Origin of the sequence: Rhizobium sp. RU20A (assembly GCF_900155885.1) — a bacterium.
Taxonomy (GTDB): domain Bacteria; phylum Pseudomonadota; class Alphaproteobacteria; order Rhizobiales; family Rhizobiaceae; genus RU20A.
On record NZ_FTMB01000007.1, the window covers coordinates 97,183 to 121,882 of the forward strand.

Annotated in this window: 20 protein-coding genes; 12 read left to right on the top strand and 8 right to left on the bottom strand. The window is 66.2% G+C overall.

Going from position 1 to position 24,700, the window contains the following annotated elements; all coding sequences use genetic code 11:
• Positions 1 to 326 precede the first annotated feature (326 nt).
• Positions 327 to 1,505, top strand: coding sequence for a tetratricopeptide repeat protein (locus F3H41_RS16320; protein ID WP_188129501.1), 1,179 nt, complete (start codon positions 327 to 329; stop codon positions 1,503 to 1,505).
• Between the two features lie 37 nt (positions 1,506 to 1,542).
• On the opposite strand, the gene F3H41_RS16325 is transcribed toward F3H41_RS16320, so the two are convergent.
• Both F3H41_RS16325 and F3H41_RS16330 read right to left on the bottom strand, forming a co-directional pair.
• Entirely contained in the window at positions 1,543 to 1,878 is a 336-nt protein-coding gene (locus tag F3H41_RS16325; RefSeq protein ID WP_149739745.1) for a TraR/DksA family transcriptional regulator, read from the bottom strand.
• Positions 1,879 to 1,971: 93 nt separating this feature from the next.
• Complete coding sequence (locus F3H41_RS16330) at positions 1,972 to 2,394, bottom strand: universal stress protein (RefSeq protein ID WP_149739746.1); 423 nt, start codon at positions 2,392 to 2,394, stop codon at positions 1,972 to 1,974.
• A gap of 339 nt (positions 2,395 to 2,733) precedes the next feature.
• Here F3H41_RS16330 and F3H41_RS16335 point away from each other — a divergent pair, with 339 nt between their 5' ends.
• On the top strand, positions 2,734 to 3,564 hold the full coding sequence (locus F3H41_RS16335) for a VOC family protein (protein ID WP_244616247.1): 831 nt from the start codon (positions 2,734 to 2,736) through the stop codon (positions 3,562 to 3,564).
• 115 nt (positions 3,565 to 3,679) lie between these two features.
• Here the strand turns inward: F3H41_RS16335 and F3H41_RS16340 are convergent, their stop codons facing one another.
• Complete coding sequence (locus tag F3H41_RS16340; protein WP_149739748.1) at positions 3,680 to 3,973, bottom strand: DUF2798 domain-containing protein; 294 nt, start codon at positions 3,971 to 3,973, stop codon at positions 3,680 to 3,682.
• A 573-nt stretch (positions 3,974 to 4,546) separates the two neighbouring features.
• Here F3H41_RS16340 and F3H41_RS16345 point away from each other — a divergent pair.
• From F3H41_RS16345 to F3H41_RS16365, 5 genes are all read left to right on the top strand, one after another.
• The gene (locus F3H41_RS16345; protein ID WP_149739749.1) at positions 4,547 to 5,464 is read left to right on the top strand and encodes a LysR family transcriptional regulator; all 918 of its coding nucleotides are present in this window, start codon (positions 4,547 to 4,549) and stop codon (positions 5,462 to 5,464) included.
• Positions 5,465 to 5,578: 114 nt separating this feature from the next.
• Positions 5,579 to 7,675, top strand: a complete 2,097-nt coding sequence (locus F3H41_RS16350) for a S9 family peptidase (RefSeq protein WP_149739750.1) — start codon at positions 5,579 to 5,581, stop codon at positions 7,673 to 7,675.
• 96 nt (positions 7,676 to 7,771) lie between these two features.
• On the top strand, positions 7,772 to 9,097 hold the full coding sequence (locus F3H41_RS16355) for a DUF2254 domain-containing protein (RefSeq protein ID WP_149739751.1): 1,326 nt from the start codon (positions 7,772 to 7,774) through the stop codon (positions 9,095 to 9,097).
• Between the two features lie 295 nt (positions 9,098 to 9,392).
• Positions 9,393 to 11,738, top strand: a complete 2,346-nt coding sequence (locus tag F3H41_RS16360) for a glucose/quinate/shikimate family membrane-bound PQQ-dependent dehydrogenase (RefSeq protein ID WP_149739752.1) — start codon at positions 9,393 to 9,395, stop codon at positions 11,736 to 11,738.
• A gap of 93 nt (positions 11,739 to 11,831) precedes the next feature.
• Positions 11,832 to 13,184 carry an HD-GYP domain-containing protein gene (locus F3H41_RS16365; protein ID WP_149739753.1) on the top strand — a complete coding sequence of 451 codons (1,353 nt, stop codon included), beginning with the start codon at positions 11,832 to 11,834 and terminating at the stop codon, positions 13,182 to 13,184.
• 23 nt (positions 13,185 to 13,207) lie between these two features.
• Here F3H41_RS16365 and F3H41_RS16370 read toward each other — a convergent pair whose 3' ends face one another.
• From F3H41_RS16370 to F3H41_RS16380, 3 genes are all read right to left on the bottom strand, one after another.
• Positions 13,208 to 14,248 carry a zinc-dependent alcohol dehydrogenase family protein gene (locus tag F3H41_RS16370; RefSeq protein ID WP_149739754.1) on the bottom strand — a complete coding sequence of 347 codons (1,041 nt, stop codon included), beginning with the start codon at positions 14,246 to 14,248 and terminating at the stop codon, positions 13,208 to 13,210.
• 410 nt (positions 14,249 to 14,658) lie between these two features.
• A complete protein-coding gene (locus F3H41_RS16375) occupies positions 14,659 to 16,065 on the bottom strand; it encodes a sigma-54 dependent transcriptional regulator (RefSeq protein ID WP_149739755.1) in 1,407 nt (468 codons plus the stop codon).
• Complete coding sequence (locus F3H41_RS16380; protein WP_149739756.1) at positions 16,065 to 17,885, bottom strand: ATP-binding protein; 1,821 nt, start codon at positions 17,883 to 17,885, stop codon at positions 16,065 to 16,067. Before F3H41_RS16380 ends, F3H41_RS16375 begins: the two co-directional genes overlap by 1 nt.
• A gap of 323 nt (positions 17,886 to 18,208) precedes the next feature.
• Between F3H41_RS16380 and F3H41_RS16385 the strand changes: the two genes are divergently transcribed.
• Together F3H41_RS16385 and F3H41_RS16390 are read left to right on the top strand one after the other, a co-directional pair.
• On the top strand, positions 18,209 to 19,561 hold the full coding sequence (locus F3H41_RS16385; RefSeq protein ID WP_149739757.1) for a dicarboxylate/amino acid:cation symporter: 1,353 nt from the start codon (positions 18,209 to 18,211) through the stop codon (positions 19,559 to 19,561).
• Positions 19,562 to 19,776: 215 nt separating this feature from the next.
• Positions 19,777 to 20,658, top strand: a complete 882-nt coding sequence (locus F3H41_RS16390; protein ID WP_149739758.1) for a branched-chain amino acid aminotransferase — start codon at positions 19,777 to 19,779, stop codon at positions 20,656 to 20,658.
• A gap of 4 nt (positions 20,659 to 20,662) precedes the next feature.
• Here F3H41_RS16390 and F3H41_RS16395 read toward each other — a convergent pair whose 3' ends face one another.
• Complete coding sequence (locus F3H41_RS16395) at positions 20,663 to 21,025, bottom strand: hypothetical protein (protein ID WP_188129504.1); 363 nt, start codon at positions 21,023 to 21,025, stop codon at positions 20,663 to 20,665.
• Between the two features lie 294 nt (positions 21,026 to 21,319).
• Between F3H41_RS16395 and F3H41_RS16400 the strand changes: the two genes are divergently transcribed.
• From F3H41_RS16400 to F3H41_RS16410, 3 genes are all read left to right on the top strand, one after another.
• A complete protein-coding gene (locus tag F3H41_RS16400; RefSeq protein ID WP_149739759.1) occupies positions 21,320 to 21,916 on the top strand; it encodes a superoxide dismutase in 597 nt (198 codons plus the stop codon).
• Positions 21,917 to 22,120: 204 nt separating this feature from the next.
• Positions 22,121 to 22,570: a cytochrome c gene (locus F3H41_RS16405; protein ID WP_149739760.1), complete on the top strand. Its 450-nt coding sequence runs from the start codon at positions 22,121 to 22,123 to the stop codon at positions 22,568 to 22,570.
• Positions 22,571 to 23,111: 541 nt separating this feature from the next.
• Positions 23,112 to 24,026: a cytochrome c gene (locus F3H41_RS16410; protein WP_149739761.1), complete on the top strand. Its 915-nt coding sequence runs from the start codon at positions 23,112 to 23,114 to the stop codon at positions 24,024 to 24,026.
• A gap of 62 nt (positions 24,027 to 24,088) precedes the next feature.
• On the opposite strand, the gene F3H41_RS16415 is transcribed toward F3H41_RS16410, so the two are convergent.
• A complete protein-coding gene (locus F3H41_RS16415) occupies positions 24,089 to 24,598 on the bottom strand; it encodes a GNAT family N-acetyltransferase (protein ID WP_348532497.1) in 510 nt (169 codons plus the stop codon).
• Between the last annotated feature and the right edge of the window lie 102 nt (positions 24,599 to 24,700).

Here is a 24,700-nt window from a genome sequence, read left to right on the forward strand (position 1 = left end):
AGTCGTTGCAAGTCGGGATGGATGTGGGGAAGGCTCGGGCGAACGGTGCCGTCAGGTGCCGGCGCATCAGCATCCTCATGGGGCTTCTCCTCACGGGATCGACCCTCTCGCCACTAATCTTCCCCGCTCTTGTTCCCGCGGCCAGTGCCCAGATCGTGTCGGCACCGCAAAGTTACGGAAAGGCGCCGCAGCCCTCCCCGGCCGCTCCCGGTCAAGCGCAGCATCCGCAGACGGGCAAATCCCCTTCCGAAACTCACACGGCACCGGCGGCGACGCCGGATACGCCTGACACCACGCAAGAGGATGAAACAGAGACGGATGCCGACATGGCCGAAACGGCCAAGGATCGCTGCGATGCGCTGGCCTCCGATCCGCTGGACGAGGACCGGCGCCGCGACGTCGATCTCGTCGAATGGGATGACCTCGATGCAGACGCCGCAATCGAGGCCTGCAGCGCGGCGCTGGCAGCCGAGCCCAACATTCTCAGGATCAAGTACCAGCTTGCCCGCGCCTATGAGAAGAACGAGGACTATCAGCAGTCCGTGAAGCTGTACCGCGAACTGGCCGACAGGGGCTATGCCGCCGGCTTTGCGGGCATTGCCTATGCCTACGACAATGGCGAGGGCGTCGAAAAGGACGAGGCACAGGCCTTCGACTGGTACAGCAAGGGCGCCAACCGCAACAATGCCTGGGCCATGTTCAACCTCGCCAAGTTCTACGACGACGGCCGGCAGGTGCCGGAGGACGACCGGATCGCGCTGCAATGGTTCGAGCGTGCCGCCTCGCTCGGCAATGCCCGCGCCATGACGGATGCCGGCTTCCTGCTGGAAACGACGACAACCGATCTACGCGACGTGGTGAAGGCGCGCGAGTGGTATGTGAAGGGCGCCGAAGCGGGCAATGATGTCGGCATGGCCAACCTCGCCGGCTTCCTGATGAACGGGACTGGCGGTCCGAAAGACCTCGAGGGTGCCTTCAAATGGTACAAGGCGGCCTCAGACCGGGGCAATGCCAGCGCGACCAACGGGCTCGGCTACCTCTATTACGAGGGCCTTGGCGTGACGAAGGACCTGGCTGAGGCCATGCGGCTCTACCAGATCGCCGCCGACGCCGGGATCGGCACCGCCTTTACCAATCTCGGTTACGCCTCGGAAACGGGCCTCGGCGCGCCCCAGGACAATGCAAAGGCCTATGAGTACTACCTGAAGGGCGCGGAGCTCGGCGACGGCATGGCCTTCAACAATCTCGCCAATTTTGCCGACGAGGGCATTGCTATGGCCAAGGACCCGGCCAAGGCCGCCGAATGGATGGAAAAGGCCCTGCGCGCCGGCGCCACCTTCAGCCGCGACCAGATGCGCGACAATGCCGGCGAGTGGTCCGTCGATTTCCGAAAAGCGTTGCAGGCCCGGCTGAAGGAGCAGAAGATTTACACCGGCGCCATCGACGGCGACTTCGGCGCGACGACGCAGGATGCGATCGACACCGTTTTCAACGTGCCGCTCTAGGCTCACAACCTGATCAGGATTGCTGCCGGGCGCCGCCTCAACGGCTGGTGGCGCAGGACTGGCAGAGCGGCGTGTGCGGCAGGGTCTCCAGCCGCTCCGGCGCGATCGGCTCGCCGCAGGCGGCGCAGATCCCGTAGGTTCCGGCGGAGATGCGGTCGAGCGCGGCGTCGATGGCACGGATTTCCGTCTGGCCGGCCGCACCGAGCCCTTCCAGCACCTCGTCATTCTCCCGTTCGACGGACTGCTCGCCCGTATCCGCGCTGACCGGCGCCTCGAGATCCTTCTCGATCCGGACCAGCCGGGAAAAGAGGTCGCGCTTGCGGGCCAGAAGACCCGCACGCGCCTTCTCGGTCTGGGTGGCGACATGCGACATGACTGTATCTCCCTTCATTTCGATGGACATCGACGGCGCCAAGCGGCAGGCGCCCGCCTGGCGTTGCGACCTTTCGTCGGGGCCAAGCCTGACTCAGCGATCGACCAGCACGGCGCAGGGGCAATGGCTGACGACCCGGTTGGCGGTCGAGCCGATGAAATAGTCCATCAGGCCCGGCCGGTGCGAGGCGATGATGACGAGATCAGCCTTCTCGTCGCCAGCAAAGCCGTTGATCGTGGCGGCGGGGCTGCCCGTCTTGACGGCCGCCTTTCCCTTCACCGCATGGCTGGTCAGCAAGCCGTTCAGGGTGGTTTCGGCGTGCTTGCGGCTTTCCTCGACCATTTCGAGCGGGAAATCGACGATCATGTAGCCCTGCGCATAGGCATAGAGGTCTTCGACGACATTGAGCAGGATGATCTCACCATCGGGATCGACGAGCGCCTTGGCGATCTCGATCACCTTTTCGCCGTGCTCGAGCTGGTCGATGGCAATGGGAACAATGATCTTCTTGTACATCGCATGTCTCCTTGGAGGGGCTGCCGCATTCTGTTCGGGCGCGGGGGTCCAGCCGTTTGCCTGTCCTCACACGACAGGATCTAGGGCGAGCGCGCCTTGATCGTAGTCAACAGGCGCACTCCAGTTGGTGGACAGCCGTCAACAGGCGTTGAACGGTCAATCCCCGTTCTGCCGTCTTCTGCAAAGGGCCGGTTTGGCGGATAGTCCGGGCAACAGAACGGCGCCGCCGGCGCCGGAAGCGGGCCCGCCCCGGAGGATTTCACGATGCATGACGCTCTTACCGGTGCGCCCGCCGGCGGCGACCAACCGAAGGTCCACAGCGCCGATCACGCCGTTTCCATGCCAGCCTTCGTCGACCATGCCCATCTTCTCGTGCGCGACCTGCCGATGGTCTCGTCCTGGTATCAGCGCATCCTCGGCCTTTCCCCGATCGAAACAGGGCAGAGCGGGACAACGCTCGGGGCAGGCGGACGCCCGCTGCTGACGTTGACGACGGCGGGCGATGCGCGGATCGGCTCACAGCGCGGCCCGGGCCTCTTCCACAATGCCTTCCTGCTGCCGGATAGAACCGAACTTGGCCGCTGGCTCGCCCATGCCGCCCATGCGGGCGTGCCCCTGCAAGGCGCCTCCGACCATCTCGTGAGCGAAGCCATCTACCTTGCCGACCCCGAAGGCAACGGCATCGAGGTCTATCGTGATCGGCCGCGCAGTGACTGGCGCTTCGAGCCAGACGGCACGGTCGCCATGGCGACGCTGCCGCTCGACCTGCAGGCGCTTTATGACGAGGCTCCGAAGACCGGCTATGCTGGCGCCCCGGACGCCACGACGCTCGGCCACATCCACCTGCAGGTTTCGGCGCTGCCGGAGGCGGATGCCTTCTTCCGGCAGGTGCTGGGTCTTGACCTGATGGCGACCTATCCGGGCGCGCATTTCTATGCGTCCGGCCAGTATCATCACCATGTCGGCGCCAATATCTGGAATTCGCGCGGCGCGACCAGACGCGAGGGGCTGACGACCGGCCTTGCCGATTACACGATCCAGTTCAACGACCCCGCCCGCTTCGCGGCGGCGCTCGCTGCCCTCGACCGGCTGGAAATCCCGGTCATCCGCAGCGGCGATCGCGCCCGCCTCACCGACCCCTGGGGCATCGGCGTGACGCTGGTGGCGTGAGGCCGCGCCTCTTCCTCCCCCTCCCGCCTGCACCGGCATCCCCTGCCCCGCCGGTGACGGGACGCCAGACCGCCGCGTGGACCGAACGGCCCGCGCGGCGTCTTCGTGTTTGCCGTTACTGGCCCTGATGGATGACGAGTGCGACGAGGCGCATGACGACGGGGCGCACCGCCAGCACCGAGAGAAAGGCGACCGGCATGGCCAGTCCATAGGCGCCGAGAATGCGGCCCGGCAGGCCGGCATCCACACCGGTATTGGCGCCGACGATGACGGTGCTCATGATCATCGCCATGATCGCCGCCATGAAGAAGGCGAAGACCCAGGGAAGATGACGCGGATGCAGCCGCGCCGAACGGCGGGCACGGCTGGAGGACGGCGCAGCCTGCGCCGGGGACGTCTGATGGGGCATGGTGGTGTCCTTTGGTATCGGGCCGGCGCGGCTTTTTCGCAAAGCGCCGGGGGTGTCTTGAAGGTATGGGAACCGGAGCGAAGCCCTCTCTCCGTTCGATGTGAGGCAAGAGATACAGCCGCGGCGGTCCCCGCGGTAGACGAGCTGTGGCGAAGACATTCGTAATTGAAATTTACGAATGGATGGGGGATTATGGCGCGCAAGGAGAGGTTGGTCGCGGCGGTGGATGCTGTCGCGGGACGACCCTGTCCTGCCTTGAGCCCGTGCGAGTTGGAACGCCCCGCCCCGTGGTCACCCCACCCCGGCGCGAGCGCCGACCCGCCCCCTCAAGGGGCGGGTGGGAGCATGCCGCAGCCGCCGGAGGCCTACCGTTGCCGCCGCCCTACCTCCCCTTGAGGGGGAGGTCGCCGCAAAGCGGCGGGTGGGGTGACACAACGGTGAGGCATCCCCGGCGGCGGCGGATGGAATGAGGCATACAAACCGACTGCGGTTGGAGTGCCCCATCCCCGGCAGGGCAGAGGGGGGTGCCCGCCCTCGCATGCCGATAAAGACCCGCCCCCAAACGGAGCCCCCATGGAAAACCTGCGCAGCATCGAGTGTTTCGTCCGGGCCGCCGAGGGCGGGAGCATTGCGGCGGCGGCGCGGCGGCTGGGGATCACGCCGGCGGCGGCGAGCCAGAACATTGCGCGGCTGGAAGAGGCGCTCGGGACGCGGCTTCTCCTGCGCACCACGCGGCGGCTTGCGTTGACGGAGGCGGGTCGCGTCTATCTGGAGCGGGTCGGCGGCATCCTGCAGGAGTTGGAACTTGCCTCGGCCGCCGTGTCCGCCATCGGGGCGCGGCCGCGCGGGCGGCTGAAGGTGGCCTGTTCCGTCGCCTTCGGGCGGCATGTGCTGTCCGCCATCATCCCCAAATTTACGGCGCTCTACCCCGAGATTTCCTTCGAACTGAAACTCGGCGATTTTGCCGCCGACCATTTCGGCGACGATGTGGATGTCAGCATCCGCTTCGACCAGCAGCTGGAACCCGGCCTCATCACCCGCAAGCTCAACAGCGCACCGATGCACTACTGCGCCGCCCCCGCCTATCTCGAAAAGCACGGCGTCCCGATGCGGCCGGAGGATCTTGCCCATCACGACTGCCTCGTCTACCGCCTGCCGATCGACGGGCGGATCATGGACTGGGGCTTCGTGCGCGAGGGCGTGCGCTTCGATGCGCCGGTGCGGCCCGCCATTGTCGGCAACGATATCGATACGCTCGCCGAATTCGCCGTGCAGGGCGCCGGTATCACAAGGCTCGGTGCCTTCATCTCCGAACGCTATCTCAGGGAAGGCAGCCTCGTGCGCGTGCTGGTCGACCAGGACCCGGCCATCGCACCCGCCATCCCCGAACCGCTGACCTTCCACATCTGCGTGGTCGATCGCCTCGCCGAAACGCCAAAGGTGCGCGCCTTCATCGATTTTGCCGTCGTGGAACTGAAAAACCGCTGGTGATGCGGGGCAAGCGCCATCATCCCGCCATCCACTTCGCGCTTGATCGCCCCTCTCACGCCCTCTATCTCTTTGCCACCTCTTTCTCCCCCCGTGTGATCCAACCGGAGCCTCCCCTTGTCCGCTTTCAAGAACCTGCCCGCCCCGCCCGTCGCGCCGAAGAAGCCGGTGTCGGACACCCGCCACGGCATCACCCGCACGGATGACTATGCGTGGCTGCGCGATGACAACTGGCAGGCAATGTTCCGCGATCCCTCCATTCTACAAAGCGAGATCCGTGCGCATCTGGAGGCGGAGAACGCCTACCAGAAGGCCGCCATGGCCGACACGGAGGCGCTGCAGAAGGCGCTGTTCGCCGAGATGAAGGGGCGCATCAAGGAAGACGACAGTTCCGTTCCCATGAAGGACGGCCCCTTTGCCTACGGGACCTCTTTCGTGACCGGCGGCGAGCAGCCGCGCTATTTCCGCGAGCCGCGCGCGGGCGGCGAGCGCACCGTGCTGCTCGACGGTGACAAGGAGGCGGCCGGCAAGGCCTATTTCCGCCTTTCCGGCCTCGATCATTCCACCGACCATTCCAAGGGCCTGTGGGGCTATGACGACAAGGGCTCGGAATATTTCACGCTGCGGGTGCGCGATCTGACAACCGGCGAGGACTTCGCCGACGTCATCGAGGCGACCGGCGGCGGCGGTGTCTTTGCGCCCGACGGCAAGAGCTTTTTCTACACGGTGCTTGACGAGAACCACCGCCCCTCGAAGATCTTCCATCACATCCTCGGCACGCCGCAGGCAGAGGATCGCCTCGTCTACGAGGAGGAGGATTTCGGCTTCTTCATGGGGGTCGGCGGTTCGCTGCTCGATGATTTCATCTTCATCGACATTCACGACCATGAAACCAGCGAATATCGCCTGATCCCGACCTCGGATCTGACCGCCGAGCCGAAGATCGTCGCGCCGCGCGAGACGGGCATCGAATATTCGCTGACCGAGGGCGGCGACGTCTTCTACATCCTCACCAATGCCGATGGCGCCAAGGACTTCAAGATCGTCGAAGCCCCGGTCTCGGCCCCCGAGCGCGCCAACTGGAAGGATGTCGTGCCGCACACGCCCGGCACGCTGATCCTCTCGCACATGGCCTTTGCCCGCCACCTCGTCTGGCTGGCGCGCGCCGACGGCCTGCCGCAAATCGTCATCCGAGATCGCATGACCGGCGAGCAGCACACCATCGCCTTCCCGGAAGAAGCCTATTCGCTCGGTCTTCAGGGCGCGGCGGAGTACGACACCGACGTCATCCGCTTCTCCTATTCCTCGATGACGACGCCCTCGCAGCTCTACGACTACAACATGGCGACGCGCGAACGCACGTTGCTGAAAACGCAGGACGTGCCGTCGGGCCACAATCCGGACGACTACGTCACGCGCCGCGTCTTCGCGCCCGCCCATGACGGCGAGAGCGTGCCGGTCACCTTGCTCTACCGCAAGGATACGCCGCTCGATGGCTCCGCGCCCTGCCTGCTCTATGGTTACGGCGCCTATGGCATCACCATTCCGGCGAGCTTCAACACCAACTGCCTGTCGCTGGTGGACCGCGGCTTCGTCTATGCCATCGCCCATATCCGCGGCGGCAAGGACAAGGGCTTTGCCTGGTACGAGACCGGCAAGATGGCCGACAAGCCCAATACCTTCAAGGACTTCATCGCGGCGGCTGACTATCTGAATCAGGAGAAGTTCACGTCCTACGCGAAGATCGTCGCCGAAGGCGGCTCGGCCGGCGGCATGCTGATGGGCGCCGTCGCCAACATGGCGCCGGAGAAATTCGCCGCCATCATCGCCGCCGTGCCCTTCGTCGATGTGCTGAACACCATGCTCGACGATACGCTACCGCTGACCCCGCCAGAATGGCCGGAATGGGGTAATCCGATCGAGAGCGAAGACTTCTACAAGATCATCGCCGGGTACAGCCCCTACGACAACGTCGCCGCCAAGCCCTACCCCGTCATCCTGGCACTCGCCGGCCTGACCGACCCGCGAGTGACCTACTGGGAACCGGCCAAATGGGTCGCGAAACTGCGCGCCCACACCACCGGCACCGCCCCGATCCTCCTCAAGACCAACATGGACGCCGGCCACGGCGGCGCCTCCGGCCGCTTCCAGCGCCTGGAGGAGATCGCCTTCGAATATGCGTTCGCGTTGAAGGCGGTGGGGGTTGCCGGGTAAGCCCGCGCCGCTAGCTTACCCTCACGGCGCGGGTCGCTTTTGATCCGCGCCGTCCGGAGGCCGCGTCTTTCCGGCCATGGCGGAGGGAACATCACCGTGAATCACTGGGTCTGGCTGTTTGGCAAGATCGCGCGGCGGCTGTGGTTTCGGGCGAGCCTTTACTGCATCGCCGGAATGTCGGCGGCGCTGGCGGCGATTTTGCTTGGGCCCTACATTCCGGCATCGCTGACGACGAAGCTCGGGGCGGATGCGGTGGGGTCGATCCTCACCATCATCGCTTCCTCCATGCTGGCCGTCACCACCTTCTCGCTCTCCACCCTGGTGTCCGCCACGGCATCGGCGGCCGGCAGCGCCACGCCGCGGGCCACGACGCTGATGCTGGAGGACGAGACGGCGCAGCGGGCGCTCGCCACCTTCCTCGGTGCGTTTCTCTTCGCCCTCGTCGGCCTCATCACGCTGCACACCGGCGCCTATGGCGACGGTGGCCGGCTGGTGCTGTTTGCTGCGACGCTTGTGATGATCGCGCTCGTCGTCCTCACTCTCCTGCGCTGGATCGATTACCTCGCGCGTCTGGGTCGCATGGGTGAAACCATCGCGCGGGTCGAGGCCGTCGCCGAGCGGGAGATCGACGCCTATTGCGAGGCGCCGCTCATCGGTTGCCGCCTGCTGACAACGGTGCCGGCTGAGGCCGTCTTCGTGGAGCCGGAAAAGCCGGGCTATGTCCAGCGCATCGATTTCGCCACGCTCCAGTCGCTGGCGGAGACGATGGACGGCCGGATCTTCATCCTGCGCCGGCCGGGAGGCTTGACCGGTCCCGGCCTGCCGCTGCTGGCGGTCGCCAATGAAAGTCGCGGGCTGTTCGACGAACAGGCCGAGGCCCTTCGCAAGGCCTTCGTGGTCGACCGGCAGCGCGATTTTGCGCAGGACCCGCGCTTCGGCCTGGTGGTGCTCGCCGAGATCGGCATTCGCGCCCATTCCCCGGCGGTGAACGATCCCGGCACGGCGATCGATGTGGCCAATGCGCAATTGCGCCTGCATGTCAGGCTGGCAGAGGGCGAGTTGAAAGCGCTGACCGAAGCCAAGGCCTCGGATCAACCGGGGGATGGCGAGGCGAGCGGGGACGGCGCCCTGACCGTGACGTACGACCGCCTGCACCTGCCACCGATCACGCCGGCCGACGTTTTCGACGACTCCTTCCTCGGCATGGCGCGCGAGGGCGCCGGGGCGCTGGAATTTGCGGTGCGCCTGCAAAAGATCTTCCACGTTCTCATGCATGTCGGCCACAAGCCGACCCGCGTTGCAGCTAGGTCCATGGCAGACGACGCTGCCGAGCGGAGCCTTTCCGCGCTGTCCTTTGAGCCCGACCGGGTGCGTTTCCTCGCGGCCCGCAAGGCATTGGGCCTCAAGACGGACACTCTGTAAGAGGCGCTGCCTGCGGGAACATTCACGCGCCATACCGGTTCGAGCGGCAGGACCGTGTCCGTTCTGCCACAGTTTGGCCTTGAACCCTCGGCGGCGGGCTCTACCTCCCTCGCATTGCAGGCGGCATCGATCATGCAGCGCGGCAACAGCGAACCCCAAGCCTTCCGGGTCGCCCGCATCTCTTCCGCCGGCGGCTTTTTGGAAAATCATCCGTTCCTCCAGGGACTTACCGGACCCGACGGGAGACGCCTTCCTGCGTCTTTTAGAGGTCCCTGGCCATGTCAGGAGACGGCACATGGTGCTCTTTCTCACGGCGATCGTCTTCGGACTGATCGGCCTCGTCCTCACCCTTGGCGGCATCTGGCTCGCCCTTCTGGGCGGCAGTCTCTACTACGTTATCGCCGGCCTTGCCTTCATCCTCACCGCCGTCCTGCTGTTCCGCCGGTCCTCGGCGGCCCTGTGGGTCTTTGCCGGTGTCATCCTGGCGAGCCTTGCCTGGGCCGTCTGGGAAGTCGGTTTCGACTGGTGGCAATTGGGCCCCCGCGGCGGCGTCATTGTCGTTCTCGGCCTGTGGCTGATGACGCCGTGGGTGCGGCGCCCGCTCGGTTATCCCGGCGTCAGCGCCCCGCCCTATGTCCCGAGCGCCACGCCTGTCACCTTCGCCGTCCTCGTGGCCGTGGCCGTCGCCCTGTTCTCCATGCTGCAGGATCCCTATGACCGGGCCGGAACGCTGCCGACCGAACGCGTCGCGGCGACCGAACCCGCGCTTGGGGGCGCCGTGCCCGCGGGCGACTGGCACCAGTATGGCCGCACGCCCTATGGGCAGCGGTATTCGCCGCTGGCGCAGATCACGCCCGACAATGTCAACACGCTGACGGTCGCCTGGCAGTACCAGACGGGCGATGTGAAGCGGCCGGATGATGTCGGCGAGACGACCTATCAGGTCACGCCGCTGAAGGTGCGCGACACGCTCTACCTCTGCACGCCCCACAATTGGGCCATCGCGCTCGATGCCGCCACGGGCAAGGAAAAGTGGAAATTCGACGCCAATTCCGGCATGAACCCGGACCGCCAGCACCAGACCTGCCGCGGCGTTAGCTATTATGCCGATCCGGCCGCCGTGCCGAATGCGGCCTGCGCCGAGCGGGTCTACCTGCCGACCTCGGATGCAAGGCTGATCGCGCTCGATGCCGCCACGGGCAAGGTGTGCACGAGCTTTGCCGACAACGGCGCGCTGCATCTCGAGCAGGGCATGCGCCATACGCCGGCCGGCTACTACTATTCCACATCGCCACCCGTCATTACCGGCAACAAGATCATCATCGGCGGTGCCGTCAACGACAATTACTCGACGCAGGAGCAGTCGGGCGTCATCCGCGCCTTCGACGTCAACACGGGCGCGCTGATCTGGAACTGGGACAGCGGTAATCCGGACGCCACCGAGCCGCTGCCGGAGGGCCAATTCTACACCACCAACTCGCCCAACAGCTGGTCGGTCTTCAGCTATGACGAAGGCCTCGGCCTCGTCTATGTGCCGCTCGGCAATCAGGTGCCGGACCAGCTCGGCATGAACCGCTCGGACAATGTCGAGAAGTTCTCCTCGTCCATCGTGGCGCTCGACATCAACACCGGCAAGCTGCGCTGGGTGCGCCAGACCGTGCATCACGATCTCTGGGACATGGATGTTCCGGCCCAGCCGGTGCTGATCGACCTGAAGCGTCAGGGTGGCGAGACCGTGCCGGCGCTGGTCGGCCCCACCAAGCAGGGCGACATCTACGTGCTGGACCGGCGCACCGGCGAGCCGATCATTCCGGTCACGGAAGTACCCGCTCCCGGCGGCGCGATCCCGGAGGACTTCACCTCGCCTACCCAGCCGGTGTCCGACCTCAGCTTCGCGCCGAAGCCGCTGACGGGCAAGGACATGTGGGGCATCACCATGTTCGACCAGCTCGCCTGCCGCATCTCGCTTCTGTCGCACAAGTATGAGGGGCGCTACACGCCGCCGTCGCTGGAAGGCACGATCGTCTATCCCGGCAATTTCGGCACGTTCAACTGGGGCTCGGTCGCGGTCGATCCCGAGCGGCAGGTGATGTTCGGCATGCCGACCTACCTCGCCTTCACCTCGAAGCTGGTACCGCGCGACCAGATCCCGCCGAAGGGCGCGGACGAGAAGGCCTCCGAGCAGGGCCTCAACCGCAACGACGGCGCGCCCTACGGCGTCTTCATGGGGCCGTTCCTCTCGCCGCTCGGCATTCCCTGCCAGGCGCCGCCATGGGGCACGGTGGCGGGCGTCGACCTTTCCACCGGCAAGGTCGCCTACCAGCATCGCAACGGCACCGTCATGGACATGACGCCCCTGCCGCTGCCCTTCAAGGTCGGTGTGCCCGGCATTGGCGGGCCGATGATCACCAAGGGCGGCGTCGTCTTCCTCGGGGCCGCGGTGGACGACTACCTGCGCGCCTACGACCTCACCGACGGCCGCGTGCTGTGGAGCGCCCGGCTTCCCGCCGGCGGCCAGTCGACGCCGATGAGCTACGCGACGGAAGATGGCACGCAATATGTGCTGATCGTCGCCGGCGGCCACGGTTCGGTCGGCACCAGGCCGGGCGACTACGTCATCGCCTACAAGCTCGACCGGTAAACGGCCAATGCCCGCCGCCCTCCCCGGGGCGGCGGGCACCATGATCATCTTTGATTCACCGCTGCCTGCTAATCTCCCCGCGCGAAACGGGAGATGCGCGTGTCGATTTCGAAGGCGGAACTGATCGGTGCCCTGTCCTACGCCCTCGACCTGACGGAGGGTCAGGCGGAAGGGCATGCGCTGCGCTGCTGCTTCATCGGCATGACCATGGCAGAGCACCTGTCCTTCCCGCAGGATCAGCGCGGCGACCTCTATTACATGCTGCTTTTGAAGGACATCGGCTGCTCCAGCAATGCCGCGCGCATCTGCCAGCTGTTCCTTGCCGACGACCTGACCTTCAAGCGCGACTTCAAGACCCTGAACGAAAGCCTGCCGCAGGTGCTGCATTTCGTCTTCAGCCATACGGGGCTGAAGGCCGGCCTTGCCGAACGCTTCCGGGCCCTCGTCCACAATTTCACGGCTGGCAACATCACCCACGAGCTGATCGAGACCCGCTGCCAGCGCGGCGCCGAGATCGCGCGGCAGATGCGGTTTTCGGAGGCCGTGGCGACCGGCATTCTCGATCTCGACGAGCACTGGAACGGCAGCGGCCTGCCGCTCGGGCGCAAGGGCGCGGAGATTTCGCCGCTTGCCCAGATCGCGCTTCTGGCGCAGGTCGCCGATGTCTTCCACACCGCCTCCGGCCCGGCCGCGGCGCGGCGGGAAATCGCACGGCGCAGCGGCAAGTGGTTCGATCCCGCCCTTGCCGCCGTCTTTGCCACCGTTGCCGCCGACCCGGCCTTCTGGGCGGCGCTCAAGGCCCCCGATATGGAGAGCCGCATCAAACGCTTCGCACCATCCGATGCGACCGAGACCGTCGAGGAAGATTTTCTCGATGCGGTCGCCGCCGCCTTCGCCGAGGTGGTGGATGCCAAGTCGCCCTTCACCAGCGGCCACAGCAAGCGCGTGGCGCTGTTTGCCGATCTGATCGCGGAAGAACTCGGCCTTTCCGACGAGCACCGCCGGCACCTCAAACGCGCCGGCCTGCTGCACGACATCGGCAAGCTCGGCGTTTCCAACCAGATCCTCGACAAGAACGGCAAGCCGGACGACGACGAATGGGCCGCGATCAAAAGCCATCCGGGGCTTGGCGAGCGCATCCTGTCGCGCATCACCGCCTTTGCCGACCTCGCGGTCGTTGCCGCAAGCCACCACGAGCGGCTGGATGGGCGCGGCTATCCGCGCGGGCTGACGGCGGAGGCCCTCGGCCTCGACACGCGCATCATCTCCGTCGCCGATGTCTTCGATGCGCTGACGGCCGACCGGCCCTATCGCCCGGCCATGCCGATCGACAAGGCCTTCTCGATCATGGACCGCGACGTCGGGCTCGCCTTCGACCCCGACTGCTATGATGCGCTGAAACGCGCGCTCGCGCGGGTCGAACCGGTGCTCAAGGCCGCCGCCTGACACGGCGGCAGCGACCGCCATCTTTAAAACGACGTGATCACCGCAATCCCGTTTTCGCTCGTCTGGCCCATGGCGACGAGCGCCGGCACGGCCTCTTGCAGCGACAGGTGACGGCCGATGAGGCGGTCGGGCTGGAGTTTGCCGGCCGCGATCATGGCGAGCATGGCGTCGTAGCGGTAGGCCTGCATGCCGTGGCTGCCGTAGATCTCCAGTTCCTGCGAGATGACCTGCGCCATCGGGATCTGCGGGGCGGCGTGCTCGGCGAGCATGAGACCGACCTGCACATGGCGACCCCGGCGGCGCAGGTTCTTGATGGAATTGAAGCAGGTGACGGGCGAGCCGAGCGCATCGACGGAGGCATGGGCGCCGCCACCGGTCAGGTCCTTCACGGCGCTGGCGACATCATCCACCGAGCGGGCATTGATGCCGGCGACGGCGCCGAGGCTTTTGGCGATCGCAAGCTTCTCGTCCGAAATGTCGATGGCGATCGGGCTCGCGCCGAGCGCCGCGGCGATCATGATGGCCGAGAGGCCGACGCCGCCGGCCCCGTGCACGGCCACCCATTCGCCCCCGGTGACGCGGGCCTGATCGACCACGGCGCGGAAGGCTGTGGCGAAGCGGCAGCCGAGGCTGGCCGCTGTCGCATCCGACACCGTTTCCGGCAGGACGACGAGGTTCTGGTCGGCATAGTCGATCGCGACATATTCGGCGAACGAGCCCCAGTGCGTGAAGCCCGGCTGGAACTGATCCGGGCAGACCTGCGGATGGCCGGCGCGGCATTCGCCGCAATGGCCGCAGCCCGAAACGAAGGGCACGGTGACGCGGTCGCCCACCTTGTATCTCATCACGCCACGCCCGGTGGCAACGACCGTGCCGGCAAGCTCGTGGCCGGGCACATGCGGCAGGCGGATATCGGGATCATGGCCCATCCAGCCATGCCAGTCGCTGCGACACAGCCCGGTTGCCGAGACCTTGATGACCACCCCGCTCGCCGTCGGCTCCGGATCCGGCACGCTGCGGATCTCGGGCACGGCCTCGAAGTCTTCGTAATACATGGCGCGCATCAGGCGGGTCTCCGGTGGTGTGTTGCCTGCCTTCTACCGCAGGGCGCGGCGCGGCCGAAACCCGGTCAGCCCATGAAATGAACTGATGGATGCATCAGGGACGGCTGGAGCATCGGACTGGAATCGCACGCACGCTACACAAGCCAATGATTTATGAAGCGTGCGTTCTGTCCTGGGATGTGCGAGTGGCCGCCTCCGCATAACGCTCAGATAAGGCCGAATATCTCCAAAATGTCATCCTCGGGCTTGACCCGAGGATCCACTTTTTCAGCCACTTACGGGTGTGGCGATGGATCCTCGGGTCAAGCCCGAGGATGACGGAGGGGAGGTTTTGCCTTTGATCCAAGATGTTCAAATGCGTCATGCACTGTGAAATCTTACGCGAGCCCCTGCTCTAACCTAGCCGCCATTCACCCCTCGAAGTCGGCGCGGCGCAGGCCGTAGCGGGAAAGCTTGTCGTAGAAGGTCTTGCGGGGAATGCCGAGGGCGGCGAGCGTGGACTGCACGTCGCCATTGTTGTCGGCGAGCGTTCGGCGGATGACGCCTTCCTCGAAGCGCTGCACCTGCTCGGGAAGGGTTCCACCTTCGCGGGCCGCAGCCACGGCCCCGGAGGCGTCGGCCGGGGTCTCTCCCTGCCCGTCCAAGGGAAGGCCGAGCACGGCGCGTTCGGCGGCGTGGGAGAGTTCGCGCACATTGCCCGGCCAGTCGCGGGCCTTCAGCGCGGCGATCTCGGAGGCCGAGAGTGTGGGCACCGGGCGGGCGAAACGACGGGCGGCACGAGTGGCGAAATGGGTGAAGAGCAGCGGGATATCGTCGCGCCGGTCGCGCAGCGGCGGGATGGACAGCGTCACCACGTTCAGGCGGTAGTAGAGGTCCTCGCGAAAATCGCCGCGCTCGGCGGGGTCGCCGAGATCGAGCTTGGCGGCCGCGACGACGCGGATGTCCACGGGCCTGATATTGTTGACGCCGAGCGGCGAAATCTCGCGCATTTCGAGCACGCGCAGCATCTTCACCTGGGTCGCAACGGGCATGCTCTCGATTTCGTCCAGGAAGAGCGTGCCGCCGCTGGCATGTTCGATGCGGCCGACGCGGCGCTTCTGGGCGCCGGTAAAGGCGCCGGCCTCGTGGCCGAAAAGCTCGCTTTCGATGACGCTTTCGGGCAGCGCGCCGCAGTTCAGCGCCACGAAATGGCCGCGGGCGCGGCGGCTCCAGCGGTGCAGCAGGCTTGCCACCACCTCCTTGCCGCTGCCGGTCTCGCCGCGCACCAGCACATCCACGTCCGTATCGGCGATCTGGCGCAGCATGTCGCGCAACCGCACGATCGCCGGCGTCTGGCCGATCAGCGGCATGTCGTCGGCCTGTGCCTGCTCGGCGGCGGCGCGCAGGCGGCGGTTTTCCAGCACGAGCAGGCGCTTTTCGCGCGCCCGCTCCACGCTCTGCACCAGTTTTTCGGCCGGAAACGGTTTGGCGATGAAATCGTAGACACCGTCCTTGATGGCCTGCACGGCCATGGGAATATCGCCATGGCCGGTGATCAGCACCACCGGCAGGTCGGCATCGGCGGCCTTCAGGCGGCGGAAGAGTTCGAGCCCGTCCATGCCGGGCATGCGGATATCGGAGACGACGACGCCCGGATAATCCGGCGTGGCGGTGGCGAGCGCCGCCTGCCCGGACCCGACGGCGTCCACGTCGAAGCCCGCCAGCATCAGCGTCTGGGCCGTGGCACGGCGCAGATCCACGTCGTCATCCACCAGCAGCACGCGATCGACGGCTGCGGCCGCGCCGGACGACACGTTTTCGAGGGCGGGGCTTTCCATCATGGCGCTCCTTGCGCGGCGGGGCCGGTCCCGGAACCACCCGAAGTGGCGGCGGCGAGGTCGAGGATGAAGGTCGTGCCGGCCGGGCTGCTCTCCACCGCGATCGTCGCGCCGAAATCGGCGAGGATTTCCTTGGTGATGACGAGGCCCAGGCCGAGGCCGCGCTCCTTGGAGGTGTTGAAGGGCGAAAAGAGCTGGGCGTGGATGGCTTCCGGCAGGCCGGGCCCGTTATCGGCAACGCGCACGATGACGCGGCTGCCCACGGGCTCGGCGGTGACGCGCACATGGCCGCCGGGCGCGCCGTCCAGCGCCTCCATGGCGTTCTGCAGAAGGTTGATGAAGACCTGTTCCAGGCGGATGCGGTTCCCCATCACCTGCGGCGCAGGCCTTGGCAGCGCGATGTCGATGGCGTCGAGACGGCCGGAGAAGCGGCTGCCAAGCAGGAGAACGGCGCCGTCCAGCACCGTGTCGATCGCGACCGCCTCCGTCGCGCCACGGCCCTTGCGGGCCAGGGATTTCAGGTCTTCCGTGATGGTGCCGATCCGCTCCGTCAGGCCGGCGATGGCCTGAAGGTTTTCGGTGGCCTGCCCCTGCTGGCCGCGATCGAGAAAGGTGCGGGCATTGTCGGCATAGGCACGGATGGTGGCGACCGGCTGGTTGATCTCATGCGCGACGCCGGCGGCCACCTGCCCCAGGATCGCCAGGCGGTTGGCGGCGACCAGCTCGGACTGCACGCCCTTCAGCCGCTCGTCGGTGGTGCGGTGCTGACTGATCTCGGCGGCCAGCAGGTCGCGGGCCGTCGTCAATTCGCGGGTGCGCTCGCTGACGCGCCGTTCCAGTTCGGCCTGGGCGGTCGCCGCGCGCGTCAGCCGCGCCGCCACCACCTGCCGGCGCCAGATGATCAGCGCGGCGAGCAGGAAGACGGCCGAGAGTGCCGAAAGCGCGGTCTGCGTGGCGCTGCGGATACCCGTGGACACGGCCGGCTGCACGGGCTGCAGATAGCGCAACGACCAGCCGGTGGTGGCCACCGGCACGGTCAGTTCCAGATAGTCGGCCTCGCTTTCGCCCGGCAGCGCGGTGCGCAGTTCCCCCTCGTCGCGGCGCTCGAAGGGCAAGGGCTCCAGCGGGGCGTCGCCAAATTGCAGGCTGTCGCGGATGGCCGCGCGGTCGGCAGGGGAAATGGGCGCGACCGTCATGAAGCGCCAGGATGGCAGGCTGGTGATCAGCACCACGCCGCGCCGGTCGGCCACGAAGGTCGGCCGTCCCGTGGCGCGCCAGTCGGCCTCCAGCGCATCGAACTCCGTCTTCACGACGGCCACGCCGAGCGGCGCTTCGGCCGGCCCCACCCGGCGAGAGATGTAGAGGCCCGGACGGCGGCTGACCGAACCGAGTGCGAAATGCTCGGCGTGACCATCCGCCATCGCCTTCTTGAAATAGTCGCGGAAGGAATAGTCATTGCCGACGAAACTCGTCGGCTCGCGCCAGTTGCTGGACGCGATGGCCCGGCCATCGGCCGCGATGACATAGATCACCGAGGCGCCGGTATCGCGCACCAGCCCCTCGAGCTTGCGGTTGATGCCCGCGATGCCCGCGGCCGACGGCGCGCCCAGCATGTCCGTCACCTCGCGCGACTGGGACAGCACCAGCGGCAGCACGCGGGGTCGCTCCAGCACGGCGCGCAGCAGCGCCGCCTTCAGGTCCGACTCGATCCGGCCGTTGACGGCCAGCGTTTCAAGCGCCGAACGCCGCCCGTAGTCGCGGGCAGCCAGCGTGGCACCGATCGCGGCAATGAGGAAGAGCAGGCCGAAGACAAGCCACATCCGCGCCGGCCGGGCGGGCGAAGGCGAAGGGGCCGGGGCTTCGGCAGCAACAGAGTGGGGGCTCGCGAGGACCATGACCCATTGTGCGCTTATCCGCACAGCATGAAAAGAGAGGCGTGCGGATTTTCGCTCAAATCGATCTCAAGGGGGTTAAGGCCAAAAAAATCTTCTTTCCGAACAATCGCTTAATCTCCCCTTGGCGAACTGGCACGGCGGTTGCTGTGAACGGACCAAGACGCACGGGCAGGGTCTGCCGCAGCGTCACCGCCCGCCCCGGGAGGCCGCCAGCAGGCGACGGGGTCCGTCACTTTGGAGGAGAAACCATGAAGATTTCCGCGTCCGACCACCACCTGCCGAGCGAGCCCGTGCGCAAGCTCCCCTTCTATCGCCAGCTCTACGTGCAGGTTCTCGCCGCCATCGCGCTCGGCATCCTGCTCGGCCATTTCTATCCCGAGCTCGGTGCGTCCCTGAAGCCGCTCGGCGATGCCTTCATCAAGCTCGTCAAGATGATCATCGCGCCAGTGATCTTCCTGACGGTCGCCACCGGCATTGCCGGCATGAGCGACCTGCAGAAGGTCGGCCGCGTCGCCGGCAAGGCGATGCTCTACTTCCTCACCTTCTCGACGCTGGCGCTCGTCATCGGCCTCATCGTGTCGAACGTCGTCCAGCCGGGCGCCGGCATGCACATCGATCCGGCCACGCTCGATGGCAAGGCCGTCGCGACCTATGCCGAAAAGGCGCATGACCAGTCGATCGTCGGCTTCCTGATGGGCATCATCCCGTCCACCATCGTCGGCGCCTTCGCCGATGGCGACATTCTGCAGGTCCTGTTCTTCTCGGTCCTCTTCGGCGTCTCGCTCGCCATGGTCGGCGAACGCGGCCGTCCGGTCACGGACTTCCTGCAGGCGGTCACGGTTCCAATGTTCAAGCTGGTGGGCGTTCTCATGAAGGCCGCCCCGATCGGTGCCTTCGGCGCCATGGCGTTTACCATCGGCAAGTACGGCGTCGGCTCGATCGCCAACCTCGCCATGCTGATCGGCACCTTCTACATCACCTCCTTCCTCTTCGTCGCCGTCGTGCTCGGCGCCGTCGCCCGCTACAACGGCTTCTCGATCCTGGCGCTCATCCGCTACCTCAAGGAAGAGCTGCTGCTCGTCCTCGGCACCTCCTCTTCGGAAGCGGCGCTGCCCGGCCTGATGAACAAGATGGAAAACGCCGGCTGCAAGCGCTCGGTCGTCGGCCTCGTCGTCCCCACCGGCTATTCCTTCAACCTTGACGGCACGAACATCTACATGACGCTCGCTGCCCTCTTCATCGCCCAGGCGACCGACACGCCGCTCTCCTACGGCGACCAGATTCTGCTGCTGCTCGTGGCCATGCTGTCCTCCAAGGGTGCCGCCGGCATCACCGGCGCCGGCTTCATCACGCTCGCCGCCACGCTCTCGGTCGTGCCCTCCGTGCCGGTCGCCGGCATGGCGCTGATCCTCGGCGTCGATCGCTTCATGTCGGAATGCCGCGCCATCACCAACTTCATCGGCAATGCGGTGGCCACCGTCGTCGTCGCCCGCTGGGAAGGTGAACTGGATGTCGAGCAGTTCAACGCCACGCTCGGCGGCAAGGCAGGCGGCCGCCTCATCGAGGCAGAGGCCCAGCCGGTCGCAGTGCCCGCAGAATAAGCGCTTCGATCCTCCCACGATCGCGCTTGGAAGCCCGGTCGCCCCACGGCGGCCGGGTTTTTTCATGTCCCATTTTCCGCGCCCGATTTTCTTTACCCTATCCGGCCTGCCCTGTTCACGATGGCGGCACGGGCAAGGGATCGGGGGTTGACCCGCCGCGCCCGCCGGGCTTTGTTGCCACGCCTGACTTGAAGGCGCCTGGCAAGGAGTAGGGAATGGCCATCGACACAGCCGCGAAATCCGCAACCTGGACCTATGTGGACGGGGAATGGCTTTCCGGAAATCCGCCGCTGATCGGCCCCACTTCGCATGCCATGTGGCTCGGCTCGACCGTCTTTGACGGCGCGCGCTGGTTCGAAGGTGTCGCGCCCGATCTCGATCTTCACTGCCAGCGCGTCAACCGCTCGGCCGAGGCGCTCGGCCTCAACGCCACCATGCCGGCAGACCAGATGGAGGCGCTGGCCTGGGAAGGCCTGCAGAAATTCGACGGGAAGACGGCCGTCTACATCAAGCCGATGTACTGGGCCGAACATGGCAGCTTCTCGGTCGTCGTACCCGAAGCGGCCTCGACGCGCTTTGCGCTCTGTCTCTTCGAAGCGCCGATGGGCGACGCGGCCAAGGGCATGTCGCTGACCGTCTCGCCCTTCCGCCGTCCGACCATCGAGAGCATGCCGACGGACGCGAAAGCCGGCTGCCTCTATCCCAACAATGCCCGCATCCTGTCCGATGCCCGGCGCCGCGGTTTCGACAATGCGCTGGTGCGCGACATGCTGGGCAATGTGGCCGAGACCGGCGCTTCCAACATCTTCATGGTCAAGGACGGCGTCGTCTTCACGCCCGCCGCCAACCGCACCTTCCTGGCCGGGATCACGCGCGCACGCGTGATGGGCCTCTTGAAGGAAGCCGGCTTCGACGTGGAGGAAGCCGTGCTGACGATCGGCGACTTCGAGACCGCCGACGAGATCTTCACCACCGGCAATTACTCCAAGGTCGTGCCCGTCACCCGCTTCGAGGACCGCGACATTGCCGCCGGGCCGATCGCCGCCAAGGCGCGCGAGCTCTACATGGAATGGGCCCATTCGGACGGCGACGCCTGACCCGTCAGGGATTGGCGCCGCGCACCACGTCGTCGCTGAGGTCACTGCCGAGTTCGACGGTCCGGCGCTGCTTGTCGTAGACGCAGATGGACGTGACATAGGCATCACCGCCCTTGGCCTTGCCGCGCACAAGCGCCAGCCCAAAGCTTTCCGAGCCGAAGGGATCGACGGTCACGACAGGCATCTCGATGCGGTCCAGCGCCAGCTTCTGGCAGGCGGCCGCCACCTGCTGGCGCAGGCCCTCCCAGGCGTCCGGCGACGAGGCAAGGGTCGGGCCGGCCGCTGCGGCGGCGACGAAACCTGCCGACAGGAGTGCGGCAACGACGGACCGGATGCGGGGCGCCTTCAGTGTCGGTGTCTGGGTCATGATGTCCTCCTTCAAGCCTGTCGGCAGGGCGCTGCGTGCGCCCTTCCGGTCCGGTCAGAGCTGGAGCAGGACGTCGTCCTGACCAGTGCGGCGGCGCAATGTTTTTTCCCTGACAGGCGTCAAAAAGGGTGGCGCCACCGTTGCCTCCGGCATGGGAGGTGCCTATGTTCCCGGCAGTCGTGACGGACCAGATGCAACCCGGCGAATGCCTGACGGCGCATTTCCCCCGCCGGGTGGCATCTGGCCCCAAGCCGTTGGACCCAAACGCTTTCATACCCGAAGAGGAGACGCCCCATGGCCTTCGAACTTCCCGCCCTTCCCTATGATTACGACGCCCTTGCCCCCTACATGTCGCGCGAGACGCTGGAATATCACCACGACAAGCATCACCAGGCTTACGTGACGAACGGCAACAAGCTCGCCGAGGAAGCCGGCCTTGCCGACCTCTCGCTCGAAGAGATCGTCAAGAAGTCCTACGGCACCAACCAGGCGCTGTTCAACAATGCCGGCCAGCACTACAACCACCTGCACTTCTGGAAGTGGATGAAGAAGGGCGGCGGCGGCACCTCGCTGCCGGGCAAGCTCGAAGCGGCCATCAAGTCCGACCTCGGCGGCTACGACAAGTTCCGCGCCGACTTCCTGGCTGCCGGTGCCGGCCAGTTCGGCTCGGGCTGGGCCTGGCTGTCGGTCAAGAACGGCAAGCTCGAGGTGTCCAAGACGCCGAACGGCGAGAGCCCGCTGGTGCATGGCGCAACCCCGATCCTCGGCGTCGACGTGTGGGAGCATTCCTACTACATCGACTACCGCAACGCCCGCCCGAAGTATCTGGAAGCCTTCGTCGACAACCTCGTCAACTGGGATTACGTGCTCGAGCTTTACGAAGCCGCGTAACGGTTTTGTCAGACGATCCCATGGAACCCCGGCCAACCGCCGGGGTTTCTTTTTGCCGGGCGGGCTGCATTCGGCAGTCTCTCGGCCGGCGAGTTTAAAACATTTCAAAAATTTGTGACTTCCGCAGTGCATACAAATTGCAATGATGTCATTGCGCCGGCGCTAACGAAAGCGACCGGGAACGTAACGGAACGGGAGATACCCATGAAGTTCAAGACTGCCCTCGCCGCGCTCGCGCTTACCGGCCTTGCCTCGGCCATCGGCTTTTCCACGGTTGTCGCGGCCGATTCGCCAATCGAAATTCGTGAAGGCCTCATGAAGAAGACCGGTGCCGCCATGGGCGCACTGGCGGGTATCGCCAAGGGCGACAAGCCCTACGACGCCGACGTCGTGAAGGCATCGCTGACGACGATGTCCGAAGTCGGCAAGGACTTCCCGAACCACTTTCCGGAAGGCTCCGAGGCCGGCTCCGAAGCGAGCCCTGCGATCTGGAAGAATTTCGATGACTTCAAGGCCAAGTCGGCGAAGCTCGCCTCCGATGCCGATGCCCTGCTCGCCCAGCTTCCGGCCGACCAGGCCGGCGTGAAGGCCGCCGTCGGCACCATGGGCGCCAATTGCGGGAGCTGTCACGAGGTCTACCGCCTGAAGAAGTAAGGCCGTAGACCGGATCGCATCCACGCCAGGATGGCCGCCAACCTGCGGGGTGGCGGGCCTTTTGGTTATGGCTCTCCGAGTCACCCGCAGCCCTCGTTCGCAGGGCATGCACCGCACCATCCCGTCATCCTCGGGCTTGACCCGAGGATCCACGGCCAAGCATGCGGAGGGCGGCATGGATCCTCGGGTCAAGCCCGAGGATGACGGCGGAATGGGCAGACGCATGGCGCAGGGGGCAGGTTGACGGATGTATGCTTCACCGCGTGGCCGCGGGCCACAGGCGCAATCATCCTCGTCTGGAAGGCCCCCGTGTCTGCTGCGCGGCGGCGCCCCAAACGACGGCATCCCGCCCCACTGCCGTCATCCTCGGATCAAGCCCGAGGATGACGGCAATGGAACTGGAGCGTCGGAGGGGCGCCGGGAAGCCAACGGTGCGGGTGGATGGCGGCGCTGGGACCGAAGCGTCTGCGCCCACCTTGGCAAGCACGATAAACCAACCATCGGGCGGACAGCCCGCCCCCTGACTGAAAGGACCGCCGCCATGGGTATTCTCAAGACGCTTGCCAAGGGTGTGGTCGTGCTGGCCGTCGTCGGTGCGGGGGGCTTCTGGTTCCTGACGCGGCCCGACCCACAGCCGGCCGCCACCTGGGAAGGGCTCGGGCAACCGGATCTTGCCAATGGCGAGACGATCTTCTGGGCCGGAGGCTGCGTGAGCTGTCATGCGGCGCCCGGCGCAGAGGGCGATGCCAAGCTCGTTCTGTCCGGCGGACTTCCCCTGAAGAGCCCCTTCGGCACCTTCAACGTCCCCAACATCTCACCGGACGAGACGGCCGGCATCGGCGGATGGACGCTTGCCCAGTTCGGCGATGCCATGACGCGCGGTGTGGGGCCCGGGGGCGAACACCTCTACCCCTCCTTCCCCTATGGCTCCTATGCGCGCATGACGCCGAAGGATATCAACGACCTCCACGGCTACATGCTGACCCTGCCGAAGAGCACCAATGTGGCGGCAGCGCATGACCTGCCCTTCCCGTTCAACATCCGCCTGCTGCTCGGCGGCTGGAAGCTGCTCTTTTTCACCGACAAGCCGCGCGTGACCGTCGATACGGCCAACCCTGTCATTGCCCGCGGGCAGTATCTGGTGGAAGGTCCCGGCCACTGCGGCGAATGCCACACGCCGCGCAATGCGCTCGGCGGCTTCGAAAGCGGCAAATGGCTGGCCGGCGCGCCCAATCCCGAGGGCCAGGGCACGATCCCCAACATCACGCCGGGGTCCGAGGCCATCGGCGGCTGGAGCGAGGGGGATATCGCCACCTACCTCGAGACAGGCTTTACCCCCGACTTCGACAGTGTCGGCGGGTCCATGGTCGAGGTGCAGAAGAACATGGCGAAGCTGACGCCCGAGGACCGGCAGGCCATCGCCGCCTATCTCAAGGCCGTGCCGGCCGTGAAGTAAGGTCCCCACCCGGCAGCGACGAGCGGCGCCGCCGGGAGGCTATCGCGATCACGCCATCGCTATCACAGGGCCTGGAGATAGCGCATGCCGGTCACCGGCTGTGGGCGGAAGGCGAGGCCTTCGTAGAAGCGGTGCGCCTGGAAATTGCCCGTGGCGGCACCGACCGAGAGATAGGTGCACCCCATCTGGCTGGCGGTGCGGCGCGCGCAATCGATGAGATGCCGGCCGACGCCTTCGCCGCGATGGCCCTCAGCCACGAAGATCTGATGGATTTCCATGCCGCGGGCCGACAGATCCGCCCGGTAGAGCGGCGCAAGCAGGCAGTAGCCGACGATGCGGCCCGCCTTTTCCGCCACCAGCGCCGTCAGCCAGGGCCGCTCGCCAAAGAGATCGTCGGCAAGACGGGCAAGCTTGGTCTCGGCCTTGTCGCCGTGGAACGCGGCGTGGTCGGCAATGAGGGCGGACAGCGCCGGCACATCGGTGGCACGGGCGGGACGCAGGCGCAGCGTTTCCGGCAGAGCGGCTACGGTATCGTCCTCGCCGAGGGGCATCTGCAAAAGGGTGGCAGTCATATCATCAGGCTCCTTGGTTTTTTCGCCAGCGGGAGCCCTGAAACACGAAAGCCGCCCGATGGCGGCTCGTCGAACAAGATCGCGGCCGCTCCCTAGAGGAAC

Bases quoted from the DNA above. Each gene is read 5' to 3' on its own strand.
- F3H41_RS16320 (WP_188129501.1), top strand. From the start codon at position 327: ATGGCCGAAACGGCCAAGGATCGCTGCGATGCGCTGGCCTCCGATCCG.
- F3H41_RS16325 (WP_149739745.1), bottom strand. From the start codon at position 1,878: ATGTCGCATGTCGCCACCCAGACCGAGAAGGCGCGTGCGGGTCTTCTG.
- F3H41_RS16330 (WP_149739746.1), bottom strand. From the start codon at position 2,394: ATGTACAAGAAGATCATTGTTCCCATTGCCATCGACCAGCTCGAGCAC.
- F3H41_RS16335 (WP_244616247.1), top strand. From the start codon at position 2,734: ATGCCAGCCTTCGTCGACCATGCCCATCTTCTCGTGCGCGACCTGCCG.
- F3H41_RS16340 (WP_149739748.1), bottom strand. From the start codon at position 3,973: ATGCCCCATCAGACGTCCCCGGCGCAGGCTGCGCCGTCCTCCAGCCGT.
- F3H41_RS16345 (WP_149739749.1), top strand. From the start codon at position 4,547: ATGGAAAACCTGCGCAGCATCGAGTGTTTCGTCCGGGCCGCCGAGGGC.
- F3H41_RS16360 (WP_149739752.1), top strand. From the start codon at position 9,393: ATGGTGCTCTTTCTCACGGCGATCGTCTTCGGACTGATCGGCCTCGTC.
- F3H41_RS16365 (WP_149739753.1), top strand. From the start codon at position 11,832: ATGCGCGTGTCGATTTCGAAGGCGGAACTGATCGGTGCCCTGTCCTAC.
- F3H41_RS16370 (WP_149739754.1), bottom strand. From the start codon at position 14,248: ATGCGCGCCATGTATTACGAAGACTTCGAGGCCGTGCCCGAGATCCGC.
- F3H41_RS16375 (WP_149739755.1), bottom strand. From the start codon at position 16,065: ATGGAAAGCCCCGCCCTCGAAAACGTGTCGTCCGGCGCGGCCGCAGCC.
- F3H41_RS16380 (WP_149739756.1), bottom strand. From the start codon at position 17,885: ATGTGGCTTGTCTTCGGCCTGCTCTTCCTCATTGCCGCGATCGGTGCC.
- F3H41_RS16385 (WP_149739757.1), top strand. From the start codon at position 18,209: ATGAAGATTTCCGCGTCCGACCACCACCTGCCGAGCGAGCCCGTGCGC.
- F3H41_RS16390 (WP_149739758.1), top strand. From the start codon at position 19,777: ATGGCCATCGACACAGCCGCGAAATCCGCAACCTGGACCTATGTGGAC.
- F3H41_RS16395 (WP_188129504.1), bottom strand. From the start codon at position 21,025: ATGACCCAGACACCGACACTGAAGGCGCCCCGCATCCGGTCCGTCGTT.
- F3H41_RS16400 (WP_149739759.1), top strand. From the start codon at position 21,320: ATGGCCTTCGAACTTCCCGCCCTTCCCTATGATTACGACGCCCTTGCC.
- F3H41_RS16405 (WP_149739760.1), top strand. From the start codon at position 22,121: ATGAAGTTCAAGACTGCCCTCGCCGCGCTCGCGCTTACCGGCCTTGCC.
- F3H41_RS16410 (WP_149739761.1), top strand. From the start codon at position 23,112: ATGGGTATTCTCAAGACGCTTGCCAAGGGTGTGGTCGTGCTGGCCGTC.
- F3H41_RS16415 (WP_348532497.1), bottom strand. From the start codon at position 24,598: ATGACTGCCACCCTTTTGCAGATGCCCCTCGGCGAGGACGATACCGTA.